Below are 24,160 nucleotides of genomic sequence, written 5' to 3'. Positions count from 1 at the left end.
TACTTCACAGATGGCGGGGGTTAATTGATGATTGACTCATTTGTCGGTGGGCTAGACAATCCACCAAGTTGTTAACTAACGGACAAATTTATGGAAGCCTATTTATTACATTTACTGACACAATCTCTGGCTTTCACGCTATTTGTCGTCATGTTAGTCACTTTTCTTGAATCTTTAGCGCTGGTGGGCATGTTATTGCCCGGCACGGTGATGATGACCAGCGTGGGCGCGCTGATTGGCAGTGGGGAAGTGGGCTTTTACTCGGCTTGGGCCGCCGCGACTGTCGGCTGTTTGATGGGGGATTGGATCTCTTATTTCATTGGTCGTCGCTTCAAAGAGCCGCTGCACCGCTGGTCTTTCCTGAAAAAACATAAATCTATGCTGAATAAAACCGAGCATGCGCTGCACAACCACAGCATGGCAACGGTACTTTTGGGGCGCTTTATTGGCCCGGCGCGGCCTATTGTCCCGATGGTGGCGGGGATGCTCAACCTGCCGCCAGTAAAATTCGCGCTACCGAATATCATTGGTTGCCTGACATGGCCGCCAATCTATTTCTTCCCCGGCATACTGGCTGGGGTGGCAATTGATATCCCGCCCAGTGCCAACAGCTATATGTTTAAGTGGCTATTATTCGTGGTTGTGGTGCTGATTTGGCTGGCATTGTGGCTGTCATGGCGCTGGTGGCGGTTTGGTAAACGTAGCCCGGACCGCCTGAGCAAATGGCTGCCTCTGCCCCGTTTGCGTTGGGTGACTCTCTTGGCTATCGCCGCCGCTATCGCCAGCTTTGTGTGGCTACATATGCAGCCAATTATGCCGGTGTATCGGCATCTGTTGTGGAAGGTTCTGGCCGGATAAATATCCTTCGTCTTTGACGCCGCAGGGGTGTTAGCTGCGCTCACTATTCAACAACTAATGATGTGTGGCAATCCCCAGCACGCTGGCTTCTGGGGCACTGCCGCTCACCAGCGCCTGTGTTGCGCCGTCGTAGTAAATGCGGCCGTCGACCACCAATAAGGTGCGCTCGGCGATACGGGCGGCATCATCCAGATTATGCGACACCATCAATAACGTCAGCTGGCGCTGAGTGCAAACTTGGTCAACTAATTGCAGCATTTCATTGCGCAGAGCCGGATCCAGCGCGGAAAACGGCTCATCCAGCAGCAAAATAGGCTGGCTGCGCACCAGGCAACGCGCCAGTGCTGCTCGTTGGCGTTGACCACCGGAGAGCTGAGCCGGTAGTCGCTCGAGGCACTCTTCCAATCCCACTTGTTGAGCAATTTGGCGTAACAATAACTTTTGCTCATGATTGAGTTTCAGCCCCGGATGTAAACCCAGCCCAATATTTTGTTCGACAGTTAAATGCGAGAACAGATTATTTTCCTGAAACAGCATAGATACCGGCCTTTGGGCGGGCGCAGTGTGAGTGTGGTCTTGATTGTTCAGCAGCATTCGGCCACTGACCGGCAGCAAAAAACCGGCAATCAAACTCAGCAGGGTACTTTTGCCTGCGCCACTGGGGCCGAGGATCGCCACTCGCTCGCCGGGTTGAACGCGCAAATCAAAACGCATTGGCAAGTGGTCGTACAGGTAGGTAATTTTCTCAAGCTTTAGCATGGCGGCTCGGCAGTCGTTCAATAAGAGTAAACAGCAGGAAACAGAGCAACAGCAACAGCAAGGCAGTGACTGCGCCATCGTTACTGCGATAAGAACCTATCTGCTGATAAAGATAGAATGGCAAGGTGCGGAAGTGTTCATTACCAAACAGCGCCACGACGCCAAAATCCCCGATGGAGAGAACACTGGCAAAAGCCAGCGCCTGAGCCAGCGGGCGTTTCAGCGCAGTTAACTCAATATGGCGTAAACGGTGCCAGCCACGAATGTCCAGTGACAAGCACAGCGGTGTGTAGCGCTCGGCCAAGTCACGCATTGGGTTATCCAACACTTTCAAGGCATAGGGTACCGCCATCAGTGCATTGGTCAAAATCACCAGCGCATAGGGGGATTGCGGCAAGCCAAAAGTATCGTTGAGTAATAAGAAAAAGCCCGTTGCCAACACAATACCCGGCATCGCCAGAATCACCATGCCACTGACTTCCAATGCTTGCCCGTAAGCAGCACGTTGGCGCAGCTTTAGCTCCCGGCTACTCCACAGCAGCATCATGGTCAAGATGACACACAATAATCCGGCCCCAATGGCGATGACCAGAGAGGTGAAGAAAGCTTGCCACAGTGCGGGTTGCTGCAACACCGTCAGTATAGTTTTATTGCTGCCATCAATCACAACCGCCAGCAATGGCGGCACCATCAATAATAATGCGGCCCCAATTAACAGGGTGTCGCTGATGCGCGACCACGCGCTATCTTGCGGGTTGCGCCAAATTTGCCCGTGAGTATTTCCCACCGCCAGCACTGAGCTGAGCCGTTGGCTTAGCACCACCAATCCAAGGCAACAGCCCAGTTGGATCAGTGCCAGTAATGCGGCACGACCGAGATCATAGTCATAGCTAAGCGCCTGATAAATAGCTAACTCGATGGTGGTGGCTTGCGGCCCGCCCCCCAGAGATAGCACGGTGGCAAAACTGGCAAAACAGAGCATGAAAATCAGCGCGCCAGTGGGCAGAATTTGGCGACGAAGATAGGGCCACTCGACCAAGCGAAAATGCTGCCAGCCGTTCATACCCAACTGTGCGGCCAATTGGCGCTGTTCCACCGCAATGCTTTCCAATGACTGCAATAACAGGCGCGTCGCCAGTGGCATATTAAAGAAAATATGTGCCAGCAAAATCCCCTGTAAGCCATAAGGTGAGAAGCGATAATCCACTCCCAGCCAGCCAAATAACCCCGCTAGCCAGCCTTGGCGGCCATAAACCGTCAGGATGCCAAAGATGGCGACTAACACCGGGAGCACCAAGGTCATCGCGCATAATCGCAGCATCAATTGGCGGCCGAGAAAACGGCGGCGATATAAGGCGCGGGCGAGAAAAATCGCCGGCGTTACCGACAGCAATGCAGAGAGAAACGCCTGCCAGAAGGTAAAGCGGATCACATGCCACAGATAGCTATCCTGCCAGATACTGTGCCAGTCTGCTGCCGGGGCATGGCGCCAGATAGCGGTGAACGCCAGCAGCGCGACACCGACTATCAGTCCGGCAGCCAATAGCCCCGGCCACAACCATGTGGGGATTAGCGGCTGACGGCGGATTGCCATGCCTGAATCCATTTTGCGCGATGATCAGCCACTTCTTTAGCATCAAATTGCAATGCTTTTTGTGGCACTGTGAGTGTGTCAAATCCGGCCGGTAGCGTCATTTTGATCACCGGATACATCCAGTTGCCGGTTGGAATATGGTCTTGGAAGGCAGGCGTGACAATAAATTGCATAAAGCGCTGCGCCAGTTCTGGCTGTTTGCTGGAGGCAACCTGACCGGCGACTTCAACTTGCAGATAGTGACCTTCACTAAAATCAGCGGCGGCATAGTTGCTTTTCTTCTCTTCGATCAGATGGTAAGCCGGAGAGGTGGTGTAGCTCAGCACCAAGTCCCCTTCACCTTTCAGGAACAGACCGTAAGCCTCACTCCAGCCTTTGGTGACGGTGACGGTTTTCTTGGCCAATTGTTGCCATGCTTGTGGGGCTTTATCGCCATACACTTTTTGCATCCACAGCATTAAGCCAAGGCCGGGAGTACTGGTGCGCGGGTCTTGATAAATTATTTTCCACGGCTCTTTGCTGTCGACCAATTCTTGTAAGCTTTTTGGCGGGTTCTTCAATTTGTCTTTGTTATACACAAAGGCAAAATAGCCATAATCATAAGGGACGAAAGTTTTATTCTGCCACTTTTCCGGCAAGGTGAGGTGGCTGGTGTCCACCTGACTTGGAGCGAATAGACCGGTTTGCTCTGCGGCCTGTACCAGATTGTTATCTAAGCCTAAAATCACATCGGCCTGACTGTTTTTCCCTTCCATTCGCAGGCGGTTTAGCAGTGATACGCCATCTTCTAACGCCACAAATTTAAGTTGGCAATCGCACTCGGCTTCAAAGGCTTTTTTAATTGCCGGCCCTGGCCCCCAGTCGGCAGCGAAGGAGTCATAGGTGTAGACCGTCAGGGTTGGTTTATCAGCAGCAACAGCGGCCGCGGACAGCAAGAACAAGCAGGGAATAATGCGTTTAAACACTTTGCACTCCTTAAGAATAAAGGTGGCAAAGGTATCTGAGGCGGTAGCTAACAGCCGTATCCGTGGGGGCGCGGTGTTATCTTTCTCAAATCCCTCCGCCGGTGTTAACCGGATCAGGTTCGACGGGTTTGCTCTCAGCAAAAACGTGCTGCGCCGCGGTTGATACAGTGTTGGGCAGTACTCGAAATCTTCACGTAGTCATGATTTACAAGGTCATGTGTACGCTCCGGTTTCTGTGTGCTGTCCGCCACTGTTTGAACCCGGCTCGCTATGTTTTTAACACTTGCGACACTAGGTTAAACCTGGCTAGCGATATTCTTGCACCCCGTTGAGACGGCGCTATTGTAGAGATTAATCTGGACGGGTGAAAGTGGCTTTATCCCTCGGGAGGCGTAAACCAAGCCGATTTGAAATCAAACCAGCCGAGAGTATTCATGCGCACCCCGCGCATACTGTGCTGCCCATATAATTCTAGCCAGTGATGGAACAGCGGGTGGAATTGATTTTGGCTGACCAATTTTTGACTCCAATCGGCCATTGGCAATGTATTATTTCGCCATAATTCAACATCTTGATGCAGCTCTTCATCCAAACAATATTGTAGCAGCGGCAGTTCATACAGGGTAGCAAACAGGGAAAACTCCAGCGGCAGATAGAAGTTTGCGCTGCCAAGCCAGATATCACTCTGTGCATCACCCTGATACCACTGAGTGTAATCCAGTACCTGTATTTTTAAGGTGACACCATGGGCCGCCAGCAACTGGGTTAATGTCTGGCTGATGGCATCAAATTCAGAATGATCACTGTAAAAAGTCAGTGTCAGTTCAGTTAGCCCGGCGGGTTTCGGCTCCAGTGCCGTGAGCCGGTTGTGATGCCAGCGCGGTAACATGCCATAAGCGGGTGACCAGTAACGTTGATAAAAGGGATCGGCAAAGCTGAGTAGGGCCACTGGGGTGATCAATTCACATAGCCAGCGACGGATCTCTGGATGACAGGTCTGGGGCGATCGCTGGTCAAATAACAAAAAATAGCAGCCTTCTTCCAACCGGCTTTCCAGCTCATTTTTACTGGTGTCATCAGCCTGCAACTGGACACCGGTGTAAATCAGCTCGTCAGACAGATCGGGCAGCACCCAGATATTGACCTCGTCAATTAGTGCCCGAAAGCCAAAATAGTTATCGAAAGCCTGAATTTTCAATTGGCTATGGTGATTCCGAATCACGGAATAAGGGCCAGTCCCAATCGGATGCCGACGAAAATCCGGCTGATTTTCCCACTCTTGCGGCAAGATCATGGCGTGCGCACTGCCTAGCAACCACGGCAACCAATAATCTGGAGTACTGAGATGCACATCAAGCACATAGGGCGTTGGTGAGCGCACCGCCGTAATATGCGAAAACAGGGGCTGCGGAATTAATCGCGTCAGACTGGTTATCACATCATTCATGTCCAGTTCACGGCCATGGTGAAAATGAATCGCGGGGCGCAAATAAAAGCGCCAATGCAAAGGGCTAATGGCCTGCCAGTGATGAGATAAGTCCGGCTCCAGTTCCCCATTTTCCTCATTTATCCGGGTGAGGCCATTAAAAATCTGCCGCACCATATGGGTTTCTGAGCGGCGCAGTGCGGTACCGGGTAATAGGTTTTGTAACGGACGATAATAGAGCACCCGCAGAATATGTTTACCTTGCCGAAAGCTGCGCCCTAGCTGGGATAGCAGCATTTGGCGCACCGCTTTTTTATCCCCAACCAGCTGTACTAATTGGTCAATATGGTCTTGTTCCAGTAACTCTTCGGCCCGCTGCTGTTGCAGTGCCAACCCGGAATAGAGGAAAGTTAGTTGTGAGCGCTTACCTCGGCCAGCTTCCGCTTGCCAGCTCAACCAGCCCTCTTGTTGCATGCTGCCTAGCAGGGAGCGGACATGGCGGCGCGAGCAACAAAGCACTTCGGCCAGTTCTTGCAAGGTAGTTTCTGTGTGTTGGCCATTAAAACGTTGCCAGAGGCGAATAAACTGTTGTTGCAAGCGCGAGGCAGACATAAAAGAGGAACTCCGCAGCAAATTTCATCAATTTTTCTTTCCCTATATTACGCAGATACTGGTTGCCAATGAAAGCGAATAGTCACCGCGATGCCAGCGCAGTCACAGCTAATGGGAGGGGTAAGATGATTTTTAATTTACAGCGTTATTCCACTCATGACGGCCCCGGTATTCGTAGTGTGGTTTTCCTAAAAGGCTGTTCGTTAAGCTGTCGCTGGTGCCAAAACCCAGAGAGCCGCTCACGCCAACCTGAGGTGCTATTTGATCCCCGCCTTTGCTTATCCGGTTGTGATTTATGCCATCAAGCTTGCCCGCAAGCTATTCAGCGTGTTGATGATCAAATTGTTATTCATCGCCAATTATTAGCCGAAGATGATATTCAGGCGCTGGCGGTTAGCTGCCCTAGCGGAGCTTTGATGCAGTGCGGCAGCCCGATTGATATTGATGCCACCATGGATACATTACTGCGCGACTTGCCATTTTATCGGCGTAGTGGCGGCGGCGTGACGTTGTCCGGCGGCGAACCTTTTATGCAACCCGCAGTAGCCGCTGAATTATTGCAGCGTTGCCATCAGCTTGGCATCCATACTGCGGTTGAGTCTTGCCTGCATACGCCGTGGCGCTATATCGCCCCCTCATTACCTTGGCTTGATTTGATGCTGGCGGACTTAAAACATACCGATGAGCGCCGTTTTCAGCAGTGGACCGGCGGTTCAGCCAAACGCGTCATGGATAACTTTCGCAAGTTAGCTGCCGCAGGCACCAATATCACGGTACGGGTGCCGCTAATCCCAGATTTCAATGCTGATAACCACTCGGTGCAAGGGATTGTTGATTTTGCCGCCGATGAAATTGGTGTGAAAGAGATTCATTTTTTGCCTTATCACACTCTGGGCATCAATAAATATTCACTGCTGGGTGAAGCCTATCTGGCAGCCAGTACCCCTTTAGACTCTCCTGATCTGCTGGCCTTCGCGGAAAGTTATGCCCGTGACAAGGGCCTTACCGCAATTTTAAGAGGATGACGCAATGACCACTCTCGATTTGGTAACCTTAAGCGAACGGACAAAACAGCATAAAAACGCACTCATTCATATTGTGAAACCGCCAGTTTGTACTGAGCGAGCGCAGCATTATACCGAAGCTTATCAACAGCATCTGGATAAACCCTTACCCGTCCGGCGCGCGCTGGCGCTAGCTCATCACTTACAGCAACGCACGGTATGGATTAAGAATGATGAGCTGATTATTGGTAATCAGGCTAGTCAATTACGCGCCGCGCCGATTTTCCCTGAGTATACCGTCAGTTGGATAGAAAATGAGATTGACGAATTAGCCGATCGCCCCGGCGCAGGGTTCTCGGTCAGCGAGCAAGATAAAGCAGTATTGCACCAGCTGTGCCCGTGGTGGCGCGGTCAAACCGTGCAAGATCGCTGCTATGGCATGTTCACCGATGAACAAAAAGCGCTGCTGGCAACCGGTATCATCAAAGCGGAAGGCAATATGACCTCCGGTGATGCGCATTTAGCGGTTAACTTCCCGTTATTGCTGGAAAAAGGGTTGGATGGCTTACGCGCTAAAGTGACCCGTCGCCGCTCCCGTCTGCAACTGACAGACTGGAGTGATCTGCATAAAGAACAATTCCTGAAAGCGATTGATATTTCGTTGGCGGCACTGAGCGAACATATTGAGCGCTATGCAGCAGTTGCCCGGCAAATGGCCGCAGAAGAAACCCGCGAATGGCGGCGGATTGAGTTGCAAACTATCGCCGCGAACTGCGATTTAATTGCGCATCAGCCACCACAGACTTTCTGGCAAGCTTTGCAACTGTGCTATTTCATTCAGCTAATTTTGCAAATTGAATCCAATGGCCATTCAGTTTCATTTGGCCGTCTGGATCAGTATTTGTATCCGTGGTATCGCCGCGATGTTGAGCTGGAAAACACCCTGAGTCGCGAGAAAGCGATTGAGATGCTGCATAGCTGCTGGCTGAAACTGCTAGAAGTGAACAAAATCCGCTCTGGCTCGCACTCCAAAGCTTCGGCGGGTAGCCCGCTTTATCAAAACGTCACTATTGGTGGGCAAAAACTGGTGCAGGGCAAGGCCATCGACGCTGTCAACCCGCTCTCTTATGCCGTGCTGGAATCCTGCGGGCGCTTAAGATCAACTCAGCCTAACCTCAGTGTTCGCTACCATGCGGGTATCAGCGATGACTTCCTTGATGCTTGTGTACAAGTGATTCGCTGTGGCTTTGGTATGCCAGCCTTTAACAATGACGAAATTGTTATTCCTGAATTCATCAAGTTGGGTGTCGAGCCACAAGATGCTTACGATTATGCGGCAATTGGTTGCATTGAAACCGCTGTCGGCGGCAAATGGGGTTATCGCTGTACGGGCATGAGTTTCATTAACTTTGCCAGAGTGATGTTGGCGGCCTTGGAGCAAGGCCGTGATGCCACCTCCGGGCAGGTATTCTTGCCACAGGAGCAGGGACTGTCGAAGGGGAACTTCGCTGATTTCTCTCAAGTGATGGCGCAATGGGATGAACAGATTCGTTATTACACCCGCAAATCCATCGAAATCGAGTGTGTAGTAGATACCGTATTGGAAGAAAACGCCCACGATATCGTCTGTTCCGCGCTGGTGGATGACTGCATTGAGCGCGGCAAAAGTATCAAACAGGGGGGCGCGCGCTATGACTGGGTTTCTGGTTTGCAAGTTGGGATTGCTAACTTGGGGAACAGTTTGGCGGCGGTGCGCAAGTTGGTCTTTGAGCAACAACTGATTGGTCAGCAGCAGCTGGCTACCGCATTAGCCAATGATTTTGCCGGTCTGAATGGCGAGCAACTGCGCCAACATCTAATTAATTCAGCACCTAAATATGGCAATGATGTTGATGATGTTGACCAACTGTTAGTGCGTGCTTACCAGACTTATATTGATGAATTGAAGCAATATCACAATACCCGATTTGGTCGTGGACCTATCGGCGGCACCTATTACGCAGGGACATCATCAATCTCTGCCAACGTTCCCTTTGGGGCGGCAACCATGGCAACACCGGATGGCCGCAAAGCGCACAGCCCATTGGCGGAGGGCGCAAGTCCCGCTTCTGGCACTGACCATTTAGGGCCAACGGCGGTGTTTAACTCACTGTCGAAGTTACCGACGGCCTCTATTCTGGGGGGCGTGCTGCTCAATCAGAAGCTGAATCCATCGACACTGGATAACCCGCGGGATCGTGAAAAACTGATGATGATGTTGCGCACCTTCTTTGAAGAGTATCTGGGCTGGCACGTGCAGTACAACATTGTATCGCGCGAGACCCTACTTGATGCTAAGCAGCATCCAGATCGTTACCGTGACTTAGTCGTTAGGGTCGCCGGTTATTCGGCTTTCTTCACCGCGCTATCGCCAGATGCGCAGGACGATATTATCGCCCGAACCGAACATACCCTGTAATTTTCTGTTTGAGTTGATGTAGTTAAGTGTTGTGAGTCTTGCGGTAGTAGAGAGAAAACCTGTATTAAAATTTCTGAGTAATGGTGTGTTTCACCAGCCAGTGGGATAGTATATTCCGCTGGCTTTTTTTCTATTTACTCTGCGTCCTTAACGCCACAGCGTTGTTAGCGGCACTCACTCACCCGAATCACTTACTTGAGTAAGCTCATCGGGATTTATTCGCTTGCTGCCTAGCTATGACGCCAATGACTTTGAGTAAAACTCTGTGAACTTAACGCCACAGGGCGGTTAGTGGCTGAAATTATTTTAATATGAAATCTTTTCGGCTTTTTATAAATTTATGTACCCAATATATTTCGAGTTGCAGGTAGGCGGCAACTGAATGAACTCAAGGAGTTGAGATAACTCAATGACTTGGGTGAACGATGGCAGCCAACAACCCTGCGACTCGAAAAATGACGGGTATACGTACTTCTGTAGCATGGCCAGTCATAGCTGTTTCTGGCGTTGGAGCCTGGAATGAAATCTGCATTAACCTTTTCCCGTCGTATTAACCCGGTTTTTCTCGCGTTTTTTGTGGTGGCCTTTCTTTCCGGTATTGCTGGGGCTTTACAAGCGCCAACGCTAAGTCTATTTCTCAGCACTGAAGTGAAAGTCCGCCCGCTGTGGGTAGGGCTGTTTTACACTGTCAATGCTATCGCCGGGATTACCGTCAGTTTTGTGTTGGCAAAACGTTCAGATTTGCGGGGTGATCGCCGCAAACTGATTTTGGTCTGCTATCTGATGGCGGTGGGGAACTGCCTGCTATTTGCTTTTAATCGTGATTACCTGACATTAATCACCGCGGGTGTGCTGCTCGCCTCAGTGGCTAACACCGCAATGCCGCAGATTTTTGCCTTGGCGCGTGAATATGCCGATAACTCGGCCCGCGAAGTGGTGATGTTCAGCTCGATTATGCGTGCTCAGCTATCATTGGCTTGGGTTATTGGCCCACCGCTGTCATTTATGTTGGCGCTGAATTATGGCTTTACCCTGATGTTCTGCATCGCCGCCGGTATTTTTGTGCTCAGTGCCTTGGTGGTGTGGTTTATTTTGCCCTCAGTGCAGCGCGCGGAACCGGTGATGGATGCGCCAGCTGTCGCTCAGGGCAGCTTATTTGCTGATAAAGACGTCTTGCTACTCTTCATTGCCTCAATGTTGATGTGGACATGCAATACCATGTATATCATTGATATGCCGCTCTATATTACGGCAAGTTTGGGGCTGCCTGAGCGGTTGGCGGGATTATTGATGGGAACCGCCGCAGGGTTGGAAATCCCTATTATGCTACTGGCGGGCTATTCGGTTCGGCGTTTTGGTAAGCGCAAAATTATGCTATTCGCGGTACTGGCTGGCGTGCTGTTTTATACCGGATTAGTGCTGTTTAAATTCAAATCTGCATTAATGCTATTACAGATTTTTAATGCCATCTTTATCGGCATCGTCGCCGGTATTGGTATGCTCTATTTTCAGGATTTAATGCCAGGCCGAGCGGGTGCCGCTACTACTCTGTTTACCAATAGCATCTCTACCGGGGTGATTTTGGCTGGGGTGCTACAAGGGGTATTGACGGAGACTTGGGGGCACAATTCGGTCTATGTGATGGCAATGATTCTGGCAATTCTCTCTCTCATCATTTGTGCGCGGGTAAGAGAAGCTTAGCGCCCCGCGGGGCGCTGGTTATCGGACTTTAATAGGTCGGCAGCAGGTTTAAGCTGGACAGAATATGGGCGATGGCATTAATCGCCCCAAACAGTAAAATCAATACAATCAATGGAGTGCCGCCCCATACGCGATACAGTGGGCTACCAAAGCGCTTACGGGAAGCTCGGGCCAACAGTGCTGGTACAATGGCGGCCCACACCGTGGCAGCCAGCCCGGCATAGCCGATGGCGTAAATAAAACCATCTGGATATATCAGCCCACCCAATATCGGCGGCAAGAATGTAATGACGGCTGTTTTCCCACGGCCTAAGCGGCTGTCGTCAAATTTAAATAAATCAGCAAGATAATCAAATAATCCCAATGTCACGCCCAAGAATGAACTGGCGACGGCGAAGTTTGAGAATACCGTCAGCAGCAGATCCATCGACGAGCTTTGTAAGATCCCGCCCAAGGCACTCACCAGCACATCAATATTCCCGCCCTGACTGGCTATTTCGCGAAATTGTGGTCGCGGAATATTCCCCATCGTGCCGACCAACCAGATGATATAGAGCGTCAGGGCGAGCAGAGTACCAATCAGTAGACAGTTGCGGATACGGCGGGGATTCTTGCCGTAATACTTCATCAGGCTAGGGACGTTACCGTGATAACCAAATGAGGCCAGACAAAATGGCAGAGTCATCAGCAGGTACGGCAGGTAGCTGGGATTGGCTTCGCTCAGATTGAACAACTTCACCGGCTCGACGTGCCCCAACAGCCCACCAAAGGTCATAAAGAAGGTGAGGATTTTGGCGCCCAGCACGATGGTGGTCATTCGGCTTACTGCGGTGGTACTGAGCCAAACAATAAAAGCGACGAATAATGCAAAGAACAGACCGCCGAGCCGAGCCGGGAAGTCTATCCCCATTCCGCGCAGGGTATGTTGAATCACCGAGCCGCTGGCAGAGATATAGGCGTAAGTCAGAATATAGAGCACAAAGGCGACAGTCAGGCCATTGACGATATTCCAGCCGTTACCCAGTAAATCTTTGGTGATGGTGTCGAAACTGGCCCCGGTGTGATAGTTGAGGTTGGCTTCGAGGATCATTAATCCTGAATGAAGCATACAAAACCAGGTAAAAACCAGAACAGCAATAGACCAATAAAACCAGATCCCTGACATGACAACGGGTAATGAAAACATCCCTGCGCCGACGATAGTGCCGGCAATAATCATTGCACCACCGAGCAGAGAAGGATTTTTAATTTTTGCGGCTGTGACCTGATCTTCTAGTGTAGTTTGGGCCATAGTAGGGTGTCCTCGTGTGGTTTTACCACTTATAGAGGTAGCGATTTGGTAGCGGTATTCCCCCTGCCGGTGCGGCAGGGGGCGTGCTCTTAGAGTCGCGGTTGCCGTTTATTCGATTGGTTTTAATCGGGCAACAAAGTGGCGCAGAACCGGAGGTTCGTAGGTGAAGGTGAGGCCTTTGATTTCCTCGGCCCGTGATTTAAGTGAAATCAGGGCATCGGCGATATAGTCCATGTGGTCATTGGTGTAGACCCGGCGCGGGATGGTCAGGCGCAGCAGTTCCAATGGTGATGGTTTTTGTTTGCCGGTTTCTGGATCTCGACCTAATAGCAATGAACCGATTTCAACACTGCGGATACCTGCTTCCAGATATAGCGCATTGTTAAGCGCTTGTGCCGGGAACTGCTCCGCTGGAATATGCGGCAGCAAAAGTTTGGCATCAACAAACACCGCGTGGCCGCCGGTAGGGTATTGAATAGGAATGCCCCCTGCACGCAGACGTTCACCCAGATACTCTACTTGGCCGATACGATAAGTCAGGAAGTCTTCATTCATCCCTTCTTCCAGCCCGATTGCCAGCGCTTCCATATCGCGACCAGCCAGACCACCATAAGTTACAAAACCTTCCATGGGGACACAACGGATGCGAACGTCGTTAAACAGGTCTTCATCGGTACGGAAACAACACAAACCGCCAATGTTAACCATCGGGTCTTTTTTGGCTGACATGGTCAGCATGTCGCCATACTGGTACATCTCCAGAATGATCTCTTTGATCGACTTATCGCCATAACCCGCTTCACGTTGCTTAATAAACCAGGCGTTTTCGCAGAAGCGGGCTGAGTCAATGACCACCGGAATATTATGCTGCTGAGCGATACGATACACTTCGCGCATATTACTCATTGAAATCGGCTGACCGCCGGAGCTATTACAGGTGACGGTGGTAATAATAGACACCACGTTTTCGGCACCATGCTCAGCAATGGTGGCCTTCAGCTGATCTAAGTCGAAATCCCCTTTCCAGTCATAATAAGAGACGGTATCAAAGGCTTTTGGCGTGACTACGTTAATGGCTTTTGCGCCATTCATCTCGACGTGGGCGGCAGTGGTATCAAAGTGGAAGTTGGAAATAAATACCGGCTTCTTACCACCACCTGCTTTTTGTTTTTTCGCAATCAGGCAAGGGAACAGGATCTGCTCAGCACCACGGCCTTGGTGGGTCGGGATAGTAAATGGGTAGCCAATCAGTTTTTTGACTTGGTCGCACAGGTGATAATAGTTACGCGAACCGGCGTAAGCCTCATCGCCCATCATTAATCCGGCCCACTGACGGTCACTCATGGCACCGGTACCTGAGTCAGTCAGTAAATCAATATAGACATCTTCGCTAGGCAGTAAGAATGGGTTATAACCTGCCTCAATTAATGCTTTCTCGCGATCCTCCCGGCTGGTCATCCGAATATTTTCTACCATTTTAATACGGAAGGGTTCAGGAATGCGTTTCATGGCTTATTACTCCAAATATTATTTTTTGGGTATAGTTATGCCGTGGATAATAAGAACCGTTAAAATAAGAAATAACAGTTCGTATTGCCCATGATGGCAATAAAAATAAAACAGATGAGTGTTTCAGCCGAAGCTGAATAAGCAGCAGGAAACTAGCGTGGGAAATCGTTGGCGAGGCGGTAATCTATATTAAACCAGGCTCGGCTATCGCCGGAGATGCGTGCTTCATAACGCAAGGCAATGCGTGTCATAAGGCGCCCTCTAGGTGTGGATGGTGAGTTGACAGCATAGCGTTGTTTAAGAAATAAAAAGTGACCGTCAGCACAAATTACAATCAATATTAACTATATTAGAATGATTAATATGTATGTAAACTAATGGCTTACCGCTCTGTTATATAACAGATTGATTGTGCTGGGATTTTGTTTTTTAAGTGATGGAATAAAGATAATGGGATATATATTTGATTAATATTCTAGGTGGGTTTTAATTGTTGGGTCAGGATGAGCTCTGACACCAACAATATACTCACATAATGGGTTAGCGTAATATCGCCAACCTTAAAAATAATTAACGTAGAAACTCGGGTTGTTGTTTTTCGTAGGCTGAAATATTACTTTCGTGTTGTAACGTCAAGCCAATACTGTCTAAACCGTTAATCATGCAATGGCGACGGAAGCTATCGATTTCGAAAGAATAACTTTTGCCACCGGCATTAACGGTTTGTTTTTCCAAATCGACAATAAACTCGATGCCTTCATTCTCTTTAACCAACTGGAATAAAGTATCAATATCCGCTTCGTTTAATGTTACCGGTAATAACTGGTTATTAAACGAGTTGCCATAAAAAATATCGGCAAAGCTTGGCGCAATAACCACTTTAAAACCAAAATCGGTCAAAGCCCAAGGCGCATGCTCGCGGGATGAACCACAGCCGAAGTTCTCGCGTGCTAACAAAATGGTCGCGCCCTGATAGCGAGGTTGATTCAGCACAAATTCAGGGTTTGGCACTTTGCCGGCATCGTCGAGAAAGCGCCAGTCATTAAACAGGTGCTGACCAAAGCCAGTGCGGGTGACTTTCTGCAAAAACTGTTTTGGGATAATCGCGTCAGTATCGACATTCGCCGCATCCAACGGAGCGACCAAACCAACGTGTTGAATAAATTTTGCCATGGTGGTGTCTCCAGTTAGTGGGTGGCGGCAGATAAATCGCGAACATCAGCAAAATGACCACTGACAGCAGCAGCGGCAGCCATTGCCGGGCTAACTAAATGGGTACGACCCCCACGGCCCTGACGCCCTTCAAAGTTACGGTTGCTGGTGGAAGCACAACGCTCGCCGGGTTCCAGGCGGTCGTTATTCATCGCCAGGCACATAGAGCAACCCGGCAAGCGCCACTCAAAACCGGCTTCGATAAAGATTTTATCCAAACCTTCCGCTTCGGCTTGCGCTTTCACCGGGCCAGAGCCGGGAACCACAATCGCCTGCACGCCGCTGGCAACTTTACGCCCTTGTGCCACCGCCGCCGCCGCACGTAAATCCTCAATGCGCGAGTTGGTGCAAGAGCCGATAAACACTTTATCAATTGCCACTTCGGTCAACTTGATACCAGGTCGTAAGTCCATATAAGCCAAGGCTTTTTCTGCTGATGCGCGCTCGACCGGATCACTGAAGGATTCAGGGGCTGGAATAATTTGATTAACCGCGATCACTTGCCCAGGATTGGTACCCCAAGTGACTTGTGGCGCGATATCCGCAGCATTTAAGGTCACCACGGTATCAAATTTGGCATCAGCATCAGTTTTCAAACTACGCCAGTAGGCAACGCCTTGTTCCCATTGCTCGCCAGTCGGGGCAAATTGACGGCCTTTCAGATAGTTAAATGTGGTGTCGTCCGGTGCCACTAAACCTGCTTTAGCACCCATTTCGATAGCCATATTACATAATGTCATGCGGCCTTCCATGCTCAGCGCTTCAATGGCGCTACCACAGAATTCCACTACATGGCCGGTACCGCCAGCGCTGCCGGTTTTACCGATAATGGCTAACACGATATCTTTGGCAGTAATGCCTGGGCCGACATCACCATTCACTTCAATTTTCATGGTCTTGGCCCGACCCTGTTTCAGGGTCTGGGTGGCCAGCACGTGCTCAACTTCTGAGGTGCCGATACCAAATGCCAATGAGCCAAATGCGCCGTGAGTCGCAGTATGGGAGTCGCCACACACGATAGTCATGCCCGGCAAGGTCATACCCTGCTCTGGGCCAATGACGTGTACGATGCCCTGGAATGGATGGTTCAGGTCATATAAGGATACGCCGAACTCAGCACAGTTTTTGATCAACTCTTGCATCTGAATGCGGGCCATTTCGCCGCTGGCATTGATGTCTTTAGTTTGTGTTGAAACGTTGTGGTCCATGGTGGCAAAAGTTTTGCCCGGCTGACGTACCGGACGGCCCATGGCCCGCAAGCCATCAAAGGCCTGTGGTGACGTCACTTCATGCACCAAGTGGCGGTCGATATACAACAATGGGGTTTCATTCGGCGCTTCGTGAACAATATGCGCATCATACAGTTTTTGATATAAAGTCTTGTTTTGATATAAGGTCTTGCCCATCTTAAACCCCCTCAGCCACAAATTTAGCGATGATATCGCCCATTTCGTTGGTGCCGATGGCTTTGCCATCACCCGCTAAATCCGCTGTGCGATAGCCTTGTTCCAATGCCTGATTAATCGCATTTTCAATCGCATCGGCAGCATCGTCTTTACCTAAACTGAAACGCAACAGCAGGGCCAAAGAGAGAATTTGGGCAATGGGGTTGGCAATGTTTTTACCCGCGATATCAGGGGCTGAGCCACCCGCGGGTTCATATAAACCGAAACCTTGCTCATTCAGACTGGCTGACGGCAACATCCCCATGGAGCCGGTGATCATGGCGCACTCATCAGACAAAATGTCGCCAAACAAGTTAGAACACAGCAAAACGTCGAACTGGGAAGGGTCTTTAATTAACTGCATGGTGGCGTTGTCGATATACATATGGGACAACGCGACATCAGGATAATCCGCTGCAATGGCGGTAACCACTTCACGCCACAGAATAGAGCTCTGCAACACATTGGCTTTATCAATTGATGTAACCTTACCACGGCGCTTGCGAGCAGATTCAAAGGCAATGCGGGCGATGCGTTCAATTTCAAAGCGATGATAAACTTCGGTATCAAATGCACGTTCGTGCATGCCCTGGCCTTCACGGCCTTTGGGTTGACCGAAATAGATACCGCCAGTTAATTCACGCACACACAGAATATCGAAACCTTTGGCGGCGATATCACTGCGCAATGGGCAAAAATCTTCTAACCCTTGATACAAACGAGCAGGGCGCAAGTTACTGAATAATTTGAAGTGTTTGCGTAATGGCAGCAAGGCACCACGTTCAGGTTGTTCCGCCGGTGGCAAATGCTCCCATTTGGGGCCGCCCACCGAGCCGAACAAAATGGCGTCAGCTTGCTCACACCCGCTGACGGTTGCTGGCGGTAATGGGCTGCCGTGACGGTCGATAGCCGCGCCACCCACATCATAAGCACTGGTTGAAATCTTGATACCGAAGCGCTGACGAACAGCATCCAATACTTTATTGGCCTGAGTCATTACTTCAGGACCAATACCGTCTCCGGGTAAAACGGCAATATGATAAGTCTTAGTCATGTTCACACCATTTCCTGATTATTTTGTTGCAGACGCTGCTTCTCGATTTCTACCTGATGAGCGCGCCAGATGTTATTTAATACGTTAACCAATGCTTTGGCTGATGACTCGACAATATCAGTTGCCAGACCGACACCATGAAAACGGCGGCCTTTATGGTCAACCACGATATCAACCTGACCCAATGCGTCTTTACCCTGACCATTGGCAGACAGTTGATATTTCACCAGTTCAATTGGGTAGTCGGTAATGCGGTTGATTGCTTGATACACCGCATCAACCGGGCCATTACCTGTGGCCGCTTCTGATTTAATTTCTTCACCACACACCAATTTGACTGATGCGGTTGCCATGACACTGGAACCAGATTGGACACTGAAGTAGTCCAAACGGTAATGCTCCGGCTCTTCCTGCTGCTTATTAATGAAAGCCAATGCTTCCAAGTCATAGTCGAAGACTTGGCCTTTTTTATCCGCCAGCTTCAAGAATGCGTCGTACAGGGAATCCAGATTGTAATCTTTATCTTGATAACCCATTTCTTCCATGCGGTGTTTGACTGCCGCACGGCCAGAGCGTGAAGTCAGGTTCAACTGCACCCCTTTCAGGCCGATAGATTCAGGGGTCATGATTTCGTAGTTTTCGCGATTTTTCAGTACGCCATCCTGATGAATACCGGATGAGTGGGCGAAAGCATTGCTACCAACAATGGCTTTATTAGCCGGTATTGGCATATTGCATAATTTACTGACCAATTGGCTGGTGCGGTAAATCTCCTGATGATTAATGTTGGTATGTACGCCCAACATGTTTTCGCGCACTTTGATTGCCATGATCACTTCTTCCAGTGAGCAGTTACCGGCGCGCTCACCTAAGCCATTAATCGTCCCTTCAACCTGACGAGCCCCGGCTTGTACGGCGGTAATGGAGTTGGCGACCGACATGCCCAAATCGTCATGGCAATGGACTGAGATAATGGCTTTATCAATGTTTGGTACTCGCTCATACAAGTCAGTGATGATTCCACCGAACTGATATGGCGTGGTGTAACCGACGGTATCAGGGATGTTGATGGTTGTGGCACCGGCATTGATCGCCGCTTCTACGATGCGGCACAAGTTATCAATCGGCGTGCGACCGGCATCTTCACAAGAAAATTCTACGTCATTGGTATAGTTACGCGCGCGTTTCACGGAATGCACGGCCATTGCCAACACATCCTCAAACGAGCGCTTTAATTTGGATTCGATATGTAAAGTGGAGGTCGCCAAGAACACATGAATACGGAATGCTTCGGCGATGCGCAAAGCTTCAGCAGCCACATCAATATCTTTGTCGACGCAGCGTGCCAAAGCACAAACACGGCTATTTTTAACTTGCTGAGCAATAGTGCGCACTGACTCAAAATCGCCAGGAGAGGAAACCGGGAAACCGACTTCCATTATATCGACACCCATTCTTTCCAGTGCCAGCGCGATTTGCAGCTTCTCTTTTACACTCAGGCTGGCTTGCAATGCTTGTTCACCGTCACGCAATGTTGTGTCGAAAATAATGACTTGCTGGCTCATTGGATATTCCTTGTCGTGTTTACATTTGCGCTTTGCGGGTAAAAAAAAACCCGCGCATTTGCGCGGGCTTGTTAATCTTGATGGCTGAATCAGTTCTGATTTCCGTCCACCAACATACCGCGCAAGAGAGATGCGTTAAGTAGTAGGCTTAGTAGACGGGTTGAATAGAACATAATTTTTCAGTTTCTCATCAGTTAAATTATTGCGTTGCCTAAATTGATACGTGAATTCTATGGGTATGTCAACATTTGTTTAAAATGGCGTGTTCAACTGGTTACGCAGATACTTGATTCCTTATAACGGCACAAAAAACTTAAAAATTAATTTTTTAGGTTTTTTAGTCTAAAAAATCAAGCGGTGGATTTTGCTTTGTTTGGTATAATGCTCGGAATATGGATTATTGTGCTTTTCCCCGATTTTATGAACCAGTCAACTGTTTACTTCCTGTCGATGACTCTGTTAGAAGGCCAACCTCTGCCTTATAGAAGAGCGAGCAATAATAGCTTTTATAGATTAATAGTTAGACAGATGAATAACAGGATATTTATTTTAATTTATACATACAATATATTTATATATTAATTATTTTTCCTTAGCAGCCAATCTCATTATTTATTTTTATACTTTACAGTTTTAGCTGTGAATTATAATTAAATAAACTGAGATATTTGATTTTATTTATGTTCTTTTAAATGTAATTAAGGGTTGATAAGTTTTAAATGAAGAATTTATTATTCATTAATGTCATAGTTGTTAATCTTCTCATCTTGTGATGTGATCATATCGTGAGTTCTATTATTGATGCTTATGATGTATCGTCTTGGCATTGATAATGTAGATTGGTTATATTCATCATGCAAAAGTATTTTGCATATGTTTCTTGTTTATATTTTTATCTATGGATATCTACTGAATCACCAAATGCATTAAGTGTGGTTTATATTTCACACTTATACAAGGATGAGACTCGATTTTACCTCGCCGAGGTACTAAAGAGAATATTGGCATCATTAATAATAAGTATTCAAAGATATTTTGAAGTCACGATAAGTATCTGTGAGGTTTTTTATTAATCACGCCATCTGCATAAAGCTTAGTGGAGTTAAGCATGTTTGAACACAACTTAGTAACCGACAATCAAGTCACAAAAAAGGAAGGCAATGATGTTCATTTACGCAGTGTCGACCTCAATTTATTAACTGTTTTCGATGCTGTGATGCAAATGCATAATGTGACACGCGCAGCACAGTCACTTGGCATGTCTCAACCTGCCGTCAGTAACGCGGTTGCCCGCCTAAAAGTGATGTTTAATGATGAACTGTTTGTCCGCTATGGCCGAGGTATTCAGCCTACAGCCAGAGCGCGTCAGCTTTTTGGCCCAGTTCGACAAGCTCTGCAATTAGTACAAAATGAGTTACCAGGCGCGGGTTTTGAAGCTAAAAACAGTGCGCGAATATTTAATTTATCTATTTGCAGTCCATTAGACATCAGGTTGACCGCACAAATTATACAGCGTGTTAAACAATTAGCACCTCATGTTCAGCTCATTATCCGATCTTATCTTAATGAGAATATTGAGCATCAATTACGTTATCAAGAAACCGAATTTGTTATAGGTTATACCAAGTTCGAACGCCCAGACTTTCATGATATATCGCTGTCGAATGATGAGTCAGTTCTGGTTGTTGCTAAAGATCACCCGCGTATTGATAATGCAATTACTCAAGAGCAACTTCTTGCTGAATTACATGCGGTAGTATCATTAGATAAAGTAGGTTCTTTTAGTGAGTTTTATTATGCATCAGCCATAAATGCTCAAACTATTGCTTACGAAAGTACGGATATGAATAGCATACTAAATATTGTCTCTCAGACTTGCTTTGTCGCAATTGCTCCTCGCTGGCTCGCTCAAACATACAGTGAGACCCTTAATATAAAAATTATCCCATTACCTTGGGAGGAGACATGTCGCCCATGCTATCTCACTTGGCACGAATCTACTGACAGAGATAAGGGACATCAGTGGATGAAAGAGCAACTTAGCCAACTTAGTACTTTGTCTTAATTTTTTTGTAAAGTCCTGCTGCTGAAATCGTATTTTGATCAGTAGCAGGCAAGAACTGACTCCGAATTTAATATTGTATTTACTAATGGGCTTTCATCCCATTCAGCAGAAACAATTATCTGCTTTAACACCCGCCTCATTGCCCTAACTGCTGTGTTTTTAATCAAAATCGATTTCAGCTCACACTTCTACGCTGAATTTTATTTGCCATAACCTATAGAGTGGGTAGACTGCGCGAAAAAAAGTGAACACATGTAAGCTGAATGCTAATAGGCAAAAGTAGCTGTTCACTCAATAAATCATCTATACCCGATAGATTTCAAGATGCAGGGAAGGGCTGAGTCACTGAGTACACTGCCAATCACCTGGGGCTTGGAAGATGAACGGTATATAGCGAGCGGCGATTTTATGATCCACACTTTAGAACAACACCACCTTGTGCGCCGTTTGCGCCAACAAATAGAGCAGAGAACCGACAATATTGCTTTCCGTGAATGGTCACCAGAAGGCGAGAAGCAGCTGAGTTGGCGGCAAATTGACACACATATCACGCGGATTTCAGCAGCGTTGCTGTCTTTGGGCGTGGCAATCCAAGAACGTATTGGGATTTTTGCTAATAACAGTATGGCTTGGTCATTGGCTGACTTAGCCATTTTACAATTGCGTGGCGTGAGCGTGCCGTTGTATGCCACCAATACCGCAGCTCAGGCCGCTTACGTGGTTAATGATGCCGATGTCCGTATTTTATTTGTCGGTGGGCAAACTCAATTCGATGTTGCCATCACACTAAAGCCGCTGTGCCCGCAACTGACGCAGATTATTGTCTTAGATCCCACAGTAGATCTTCGTGGCTGTGAATATGCTCAGCATTTGGCTGATTTCGAGCAACAGCCTGATGCCGTACAGCAGCATCTCTTAACCGCCCGCATTGAAAGCTGCGATTTAAATGATTTATTCACGCTGATTTATACCTCTGGAACCACGGGTGAACCGAAAGGCGTGATGCTGGATTACCGTAATATGGCGGCCCAGCTCTATTTACATGACCAGCGCTTAACCCTGACAGCAGAAGATGTTTCTCTGAGCTTCCTGCCGCTATCTCATGTGTTTGAACGGGCCTGGAGTTTCTATGTGATGCATACCGGCGCGCAAAATGTGTATATCAGCAACACCGATTGGGTGCGCGCAGCGATGCAGGCAGTAAAACCGACAGTCATGTGTGCGGTTCCCCGCTTCTACGAAAAAGTTTTCAGTGCCATCAATGACAAAGTGGCGTTGGCAAAATGGCATCGTCGCTTGTTATTCCGCTGGGCCGTTGACTGTGGCGAGCGCAAGTTCCAAAGCCTACAAAATGGGCAAACTCTGTCGCTGCTTTCCGCGCAGATGTATAAGTTGGCCGACCGTCTGGTATTGAGCAAGTTACGCGGAGTCTTGGGTGGCAAGGTGCGCTTTTTACCGGCTGCTGGCGCACGATTAGATGACAATATCATTCTGTTTTTCCAGGCTATTGGTATCAATATTAAGTACGGCTATGGCATGACCGAAACCTGTGCCACCGTCTCTTGCTGGGAAGAAAAAGACTTCCGCTTTGGTTCTATTGGTAAACCATTACCCGGGATTGAGGTGCGTTTGGGAGCTGAAAACGAAATTCAGGTACGTGGTCCGATTGTCATGCGCGGTTATTTTAATAAGCCGCAAGAGACAGCGGAATCCTTTACCGAAGATGGTTGGCTCAAAACCGGTGACGCGGGCGCATTGGATGTCCAGGGGAATTTGTTCATCACCGAACGACTGAAAGATCTGATGAAAACCTCCGGTGGGAAATACATTGCGCCGCAAATGATTGAAGGCACTCTGGGTCAGGATCGTTTTATTGAGCAGGTCGCTATTATTGCAGATACTCGCAAGTTCGTTTCGGCGCTGATTGTGCCGTGTTTTGAATCACTGGAAGAGTACGCCCGCTCGATAAATCTAAAATATCACGACAGATTAGAGCTATTGCGCCATAGCCATATTGTCGGTTTGTTCGAGCAGCGGCTAAAAGATATGCAAAAAGAGTTGGCGAAATTCGAGCAAGTAAAGCGTTTTACCCTCTTGCCGCAGGCATTCACCATGGAAACGGGTGAACTAACGCCAACCATGAAATTACGCCGTAAAATCATTCTCCAGCGTTATCAGAATGAAATTGACTCTATGTACCGCGACTAATCTATTCACATTTTAACGGCGACGGCGTGTATCGATCTGATGATATACACCGTCGCTGCCTTTCTGAGCAATCCCTCCTTGTTTTTACCTCTTTCTGTGTAGTTCTTGCCGTTTTGCTGTAACCAATGTGTAAAAATTCTCAGCCTGATTTAGTTCTATAATTAGTGACTGTCGCGGAGTGAAGAACAAGGTTATGCCATTCTAGGCAGTGTTTTGTTTTTGTGATGCGGGTAAATTCAGTGGGTGTGGTGCAAGATTGCCTTTAGTGCAGAGAATTGCTGTTTGCCTGCCAGAAAGTCTGACGTTATGTTACTAAGTTAGTTACGTTAATAAACATTCGAACTATAACAAACACAGCATAGGAATATGGGGCGTTGTGCCTCTCCTACAGGATCGCGTGGAAATGACTTCCCGAGATCCAATGAGCAAACTAA

General features: G+C 48.4%; 17 protein-coding genes and 1 riboswitch. Of the genes, 6 read left to right on the top strand and 11 right to left on the bottom strand.

Annotation, left to right across the window (positions count from 1 at the left end; translation table 11 throughout):
• The first annotated feature begins 90 nt into the window (after window positions 1–90).
• Window positions 91–858 carry a DedA family protein gene (locus FTA96_RS20485; protein ID WP_145535118.1) on the top strand — a complete coding sequence of 256 codons (768 nt, stop codon included), beginning with the start codon at window positions 91–93 and terminating at the stop codon, window positions 856–858.
• A 54-nt stretch (window positions 859–912) separates the two neighbouring features.
• Here the strand turns inward: FTA96_RS20485 and thiQ are convergent, their stop codons facing one another.
• From thiQ to sgrR, 4 genes are all read right to left on the bottom strand, one after another.
• Window positions 913–1,617 (bottom strand): thiamine ABC transporter ATP-binding protein ThiQ, encoded by a 705-nt coding sequence (thiQ, locus tag FTA96_RS20480; protein WP_134957416.1) that lies wholly within the window; start codon window positions 1,615–1,617, stop codon window positions 913–915.
• Window positions 1,604–3,211 (bottom strand): thiamine/thiamine pyrophosphate ABC transporter permease ThiP, encoded by a 1,608-nt coding sequence (thiP, locus tag FTA96_RS20475; RefSeq protein ID WP_050145575.1) that lies wholly within the window; start codon window positions 3,209–3,211, stop codon window positions 1,604–1,606. The genes thiQ and thiP overlap by 14 nt, the downstream gene beginning before the upstream one ends.
• Window positions 3,187–4,176: a thiamine ABC transporter substrate binding subunit gene (gene thiB / locus FTA96_RS20470; RefSeq protein WP_050121580.1), complete on the bottom strand. Its 990-nt coding sequence runs from the start codon at window positions 4,174–4,176 to the stop codon at window positions 3,187–3,189. Before thiB ends, thiP begins: the two co-directional genes overlap by 25 nt.
• 73 nt (window positions 4,177–4,249) lie before the next feature.
• A riboswitch (TPP riboswitch) is annotated at window positions 4,250–4,344 on the bottom strand.
• A 208-nt stretch (window positions 4,345–4,552) separates the two neighbouring features.
• Entirely contained in the window at window positions 4,553–6,214 is a 1,662-nt protein-coding gene (sgrR, locus tag FTA96_RS20465; protein ID WP_050106574.1) for an HTH-type transcriptional regulator SgrR, read from the bottom strand.
• A gap of 125 nt (window positions 6,215–6,339) precedes the next feature.
• Between sgrR and FTA96_RS20460 the strand changes: the two genes are divergently transcribed.
• From FTA96_RS20460 to FTA96_RS20450, 3 genes are all read left to right on the top strand, one after another.
• Window positions 6,340–7,239, top strand: a complete 900-nt coding sequence (locus tag FTA96_RS20460) for a glycyl-radical enzyme activating protein (protein ID WP_145574762.1) — start codon at window positions 6,340–6,342, stop codon at window positions 7,237–7,239.
• Window positions 7,240–7,243: 4 nt separating this feature from the next.
• Window positions 7,244–9,676, top strand: coding sequence for a formate C-acetyltransferase/glycerol dehydratase family glycyl radical enzyme (locus FTA96_RS20455; protein ID WP_050121578.1), 2,433 nt, complete (start codon window positions 7,244–7,246; stop codon window positions 9,674–9,676).
• A 519-nt stretch (window positions 9,677–10,195) separates the two neighbouring features.
• Window positions 10,196–11,377 carry a sugar efflux transporter gene (locus tag FTA96_RS20450; RefSeq protein ID WP_050106571.1) on the top strand — a complete coding sequence of 394 codons (1,182 nt, stop codon included), beginning with the start codon at window positions 10,196–10,198 and terminating at the stop codon, window positions 11,375–11,377.
• A 28-nt stretch (window positions 11,378–11,405) separates the two neighbouring features.
• On the opposite strand, the gene mtr is transcribed toward FTA96_RS20450, so the two are convergent.
• The 7 genes from mtr to leuA all read right to left on the bottom strand — a co-directional run bounded on the left by mtr (window position 11,406) and on the right by leuA (window position 19,453).
• Window positions 11,406–12,668, bottom strand: a complete 1,263-nt coding sequence (mtr, locus tag FTA96_RS20445) for a tryptophan permease (protein WP_050121576.1) — start codon at window positions 12,666–12,668, stop codon at window positions 11,406–11,408.
• Between the two features lie 108 nt (window positions 12,669–12,776).
• Window positions 12,777–14,177, bottom strand: a complete 1,401-nt coding sequence (gene tnaA, locus FTA96_RS20440; protein WP_050106569.1) for a tryptophanase — start codon at window positions 14,175–14,177, stop codon at window positions 12,777–12,779.
• A 152-nt stretch (window positions 14,178–14,329) separates the two neighbouring features.
• On the bottom strand, window positions 14,330–14,428 hold the full coding sequence (tnaC, locus tag FTA96_RS20435; RefSeq protein WP_071843463.1) for a tryptophanase leader peptide: 99 nt from the start codon (window positions 14,426–14,428) through the stop codon (window positions 14,330–14,332).
• Between the two features lie 319 nt (window positions 14,429–14,747).
• Window positions 14,748–15,350 (bottom strand): 3-isopropylmalate dehydratase small subunit, encoded by a 603-nt coding sequence (gene leuD / locus FTA96_RS20430; RefSeq protein WP_050133244.1) that lies wholly within the window; start codon window positions 15,348–15,350, stop codon window positions 14,748–14,750.
• A 14-nt stretch (window positions 15,351–15,364) separates the two neighbouring features.
• Window positions 15,365–16,795, bottom strand: coding sequence for a 3-isopropylmalate dehydratase large subunit (gene leuC, locus FTA96_RS20425; RefSeq protein WP_050121572.1), 1,431 nt, complete (start codon window positions 16,793–16,795; stop codon window positions 15,365–15,367).
• A gap of 1 nt (window position 16,796) precedes the next feature.
• Window positions 16,797–17,888, bottom strand: a complete 1,092-nt coding sequence (gene leuB, locus FTA96_RS20420; RefSeq protein WP_050106566.1) for a 3-isopropylmalate dehydrogenase — start codon at window positions 17,886–17,888, stop codon at window positions 16,797–16,799.
• Between the two features lie 2 nt (window positions 17,889–17,890).
• Complete coding sequence (gene leuA, locus FTA96_RS20415) at window positions 17,891–19,453, bottom strand: 2-isopropylmalate synthase (RefSeq protein ID WP_145574759.1); 1,563 nt, start codon at window positions 19,451–19,453, stop codon at window positions 17,891–17,893.
• A 1,108-nt stretch (window positions 19,454–20,561) separates the two neighbouring features.
• Here leuA and leuO point away from each other — a divergent pair.
• Together leuO and FTA96_RS20400 are read left to right on the top strand one after the other, a co-directional pair.
• Window positions 20,562–21,518, top strand: a complete 957-nt coding sequence (gene leuO / locus FTA96_RS20405; protein ID WP_050106564.1) for a transcriptional regulator LeuO — start codon at window positions 20,562–20,564, stop codon at window positions 21,516–21,518.
• Between the two features lie 408 nt (window positions 21,519–21,926).
• Window positions 21,927–23,726, top strand: a complete 1,800-nt coding sequence (locus FTA96_RS20400) for an AMP-dependent synthetase/ligase (protein ID WP_050121822.1) — start codon at window positions 21,927–21,929, stop codon at window positions 23,724–23,726.
• Window positions 23,727–24,160: the final 434 nt, after the last annotated feature.

The organism is Yersinia alsatica (assembly GCF_902170305.1).
In the GTDB taxonomy this organism is placed as follows: Bacteria; Pseudomonadota; Gammaproteobacteria; order Enterobacterales; family Enterobacteriaceae; genus Yersinia; species Yersinia alsatica.
The sequence above is the reverse complement of the archived record's forward strand: the minus strand, read 5'-3'. Positions and strand labels throughout refer to the sequence as shown.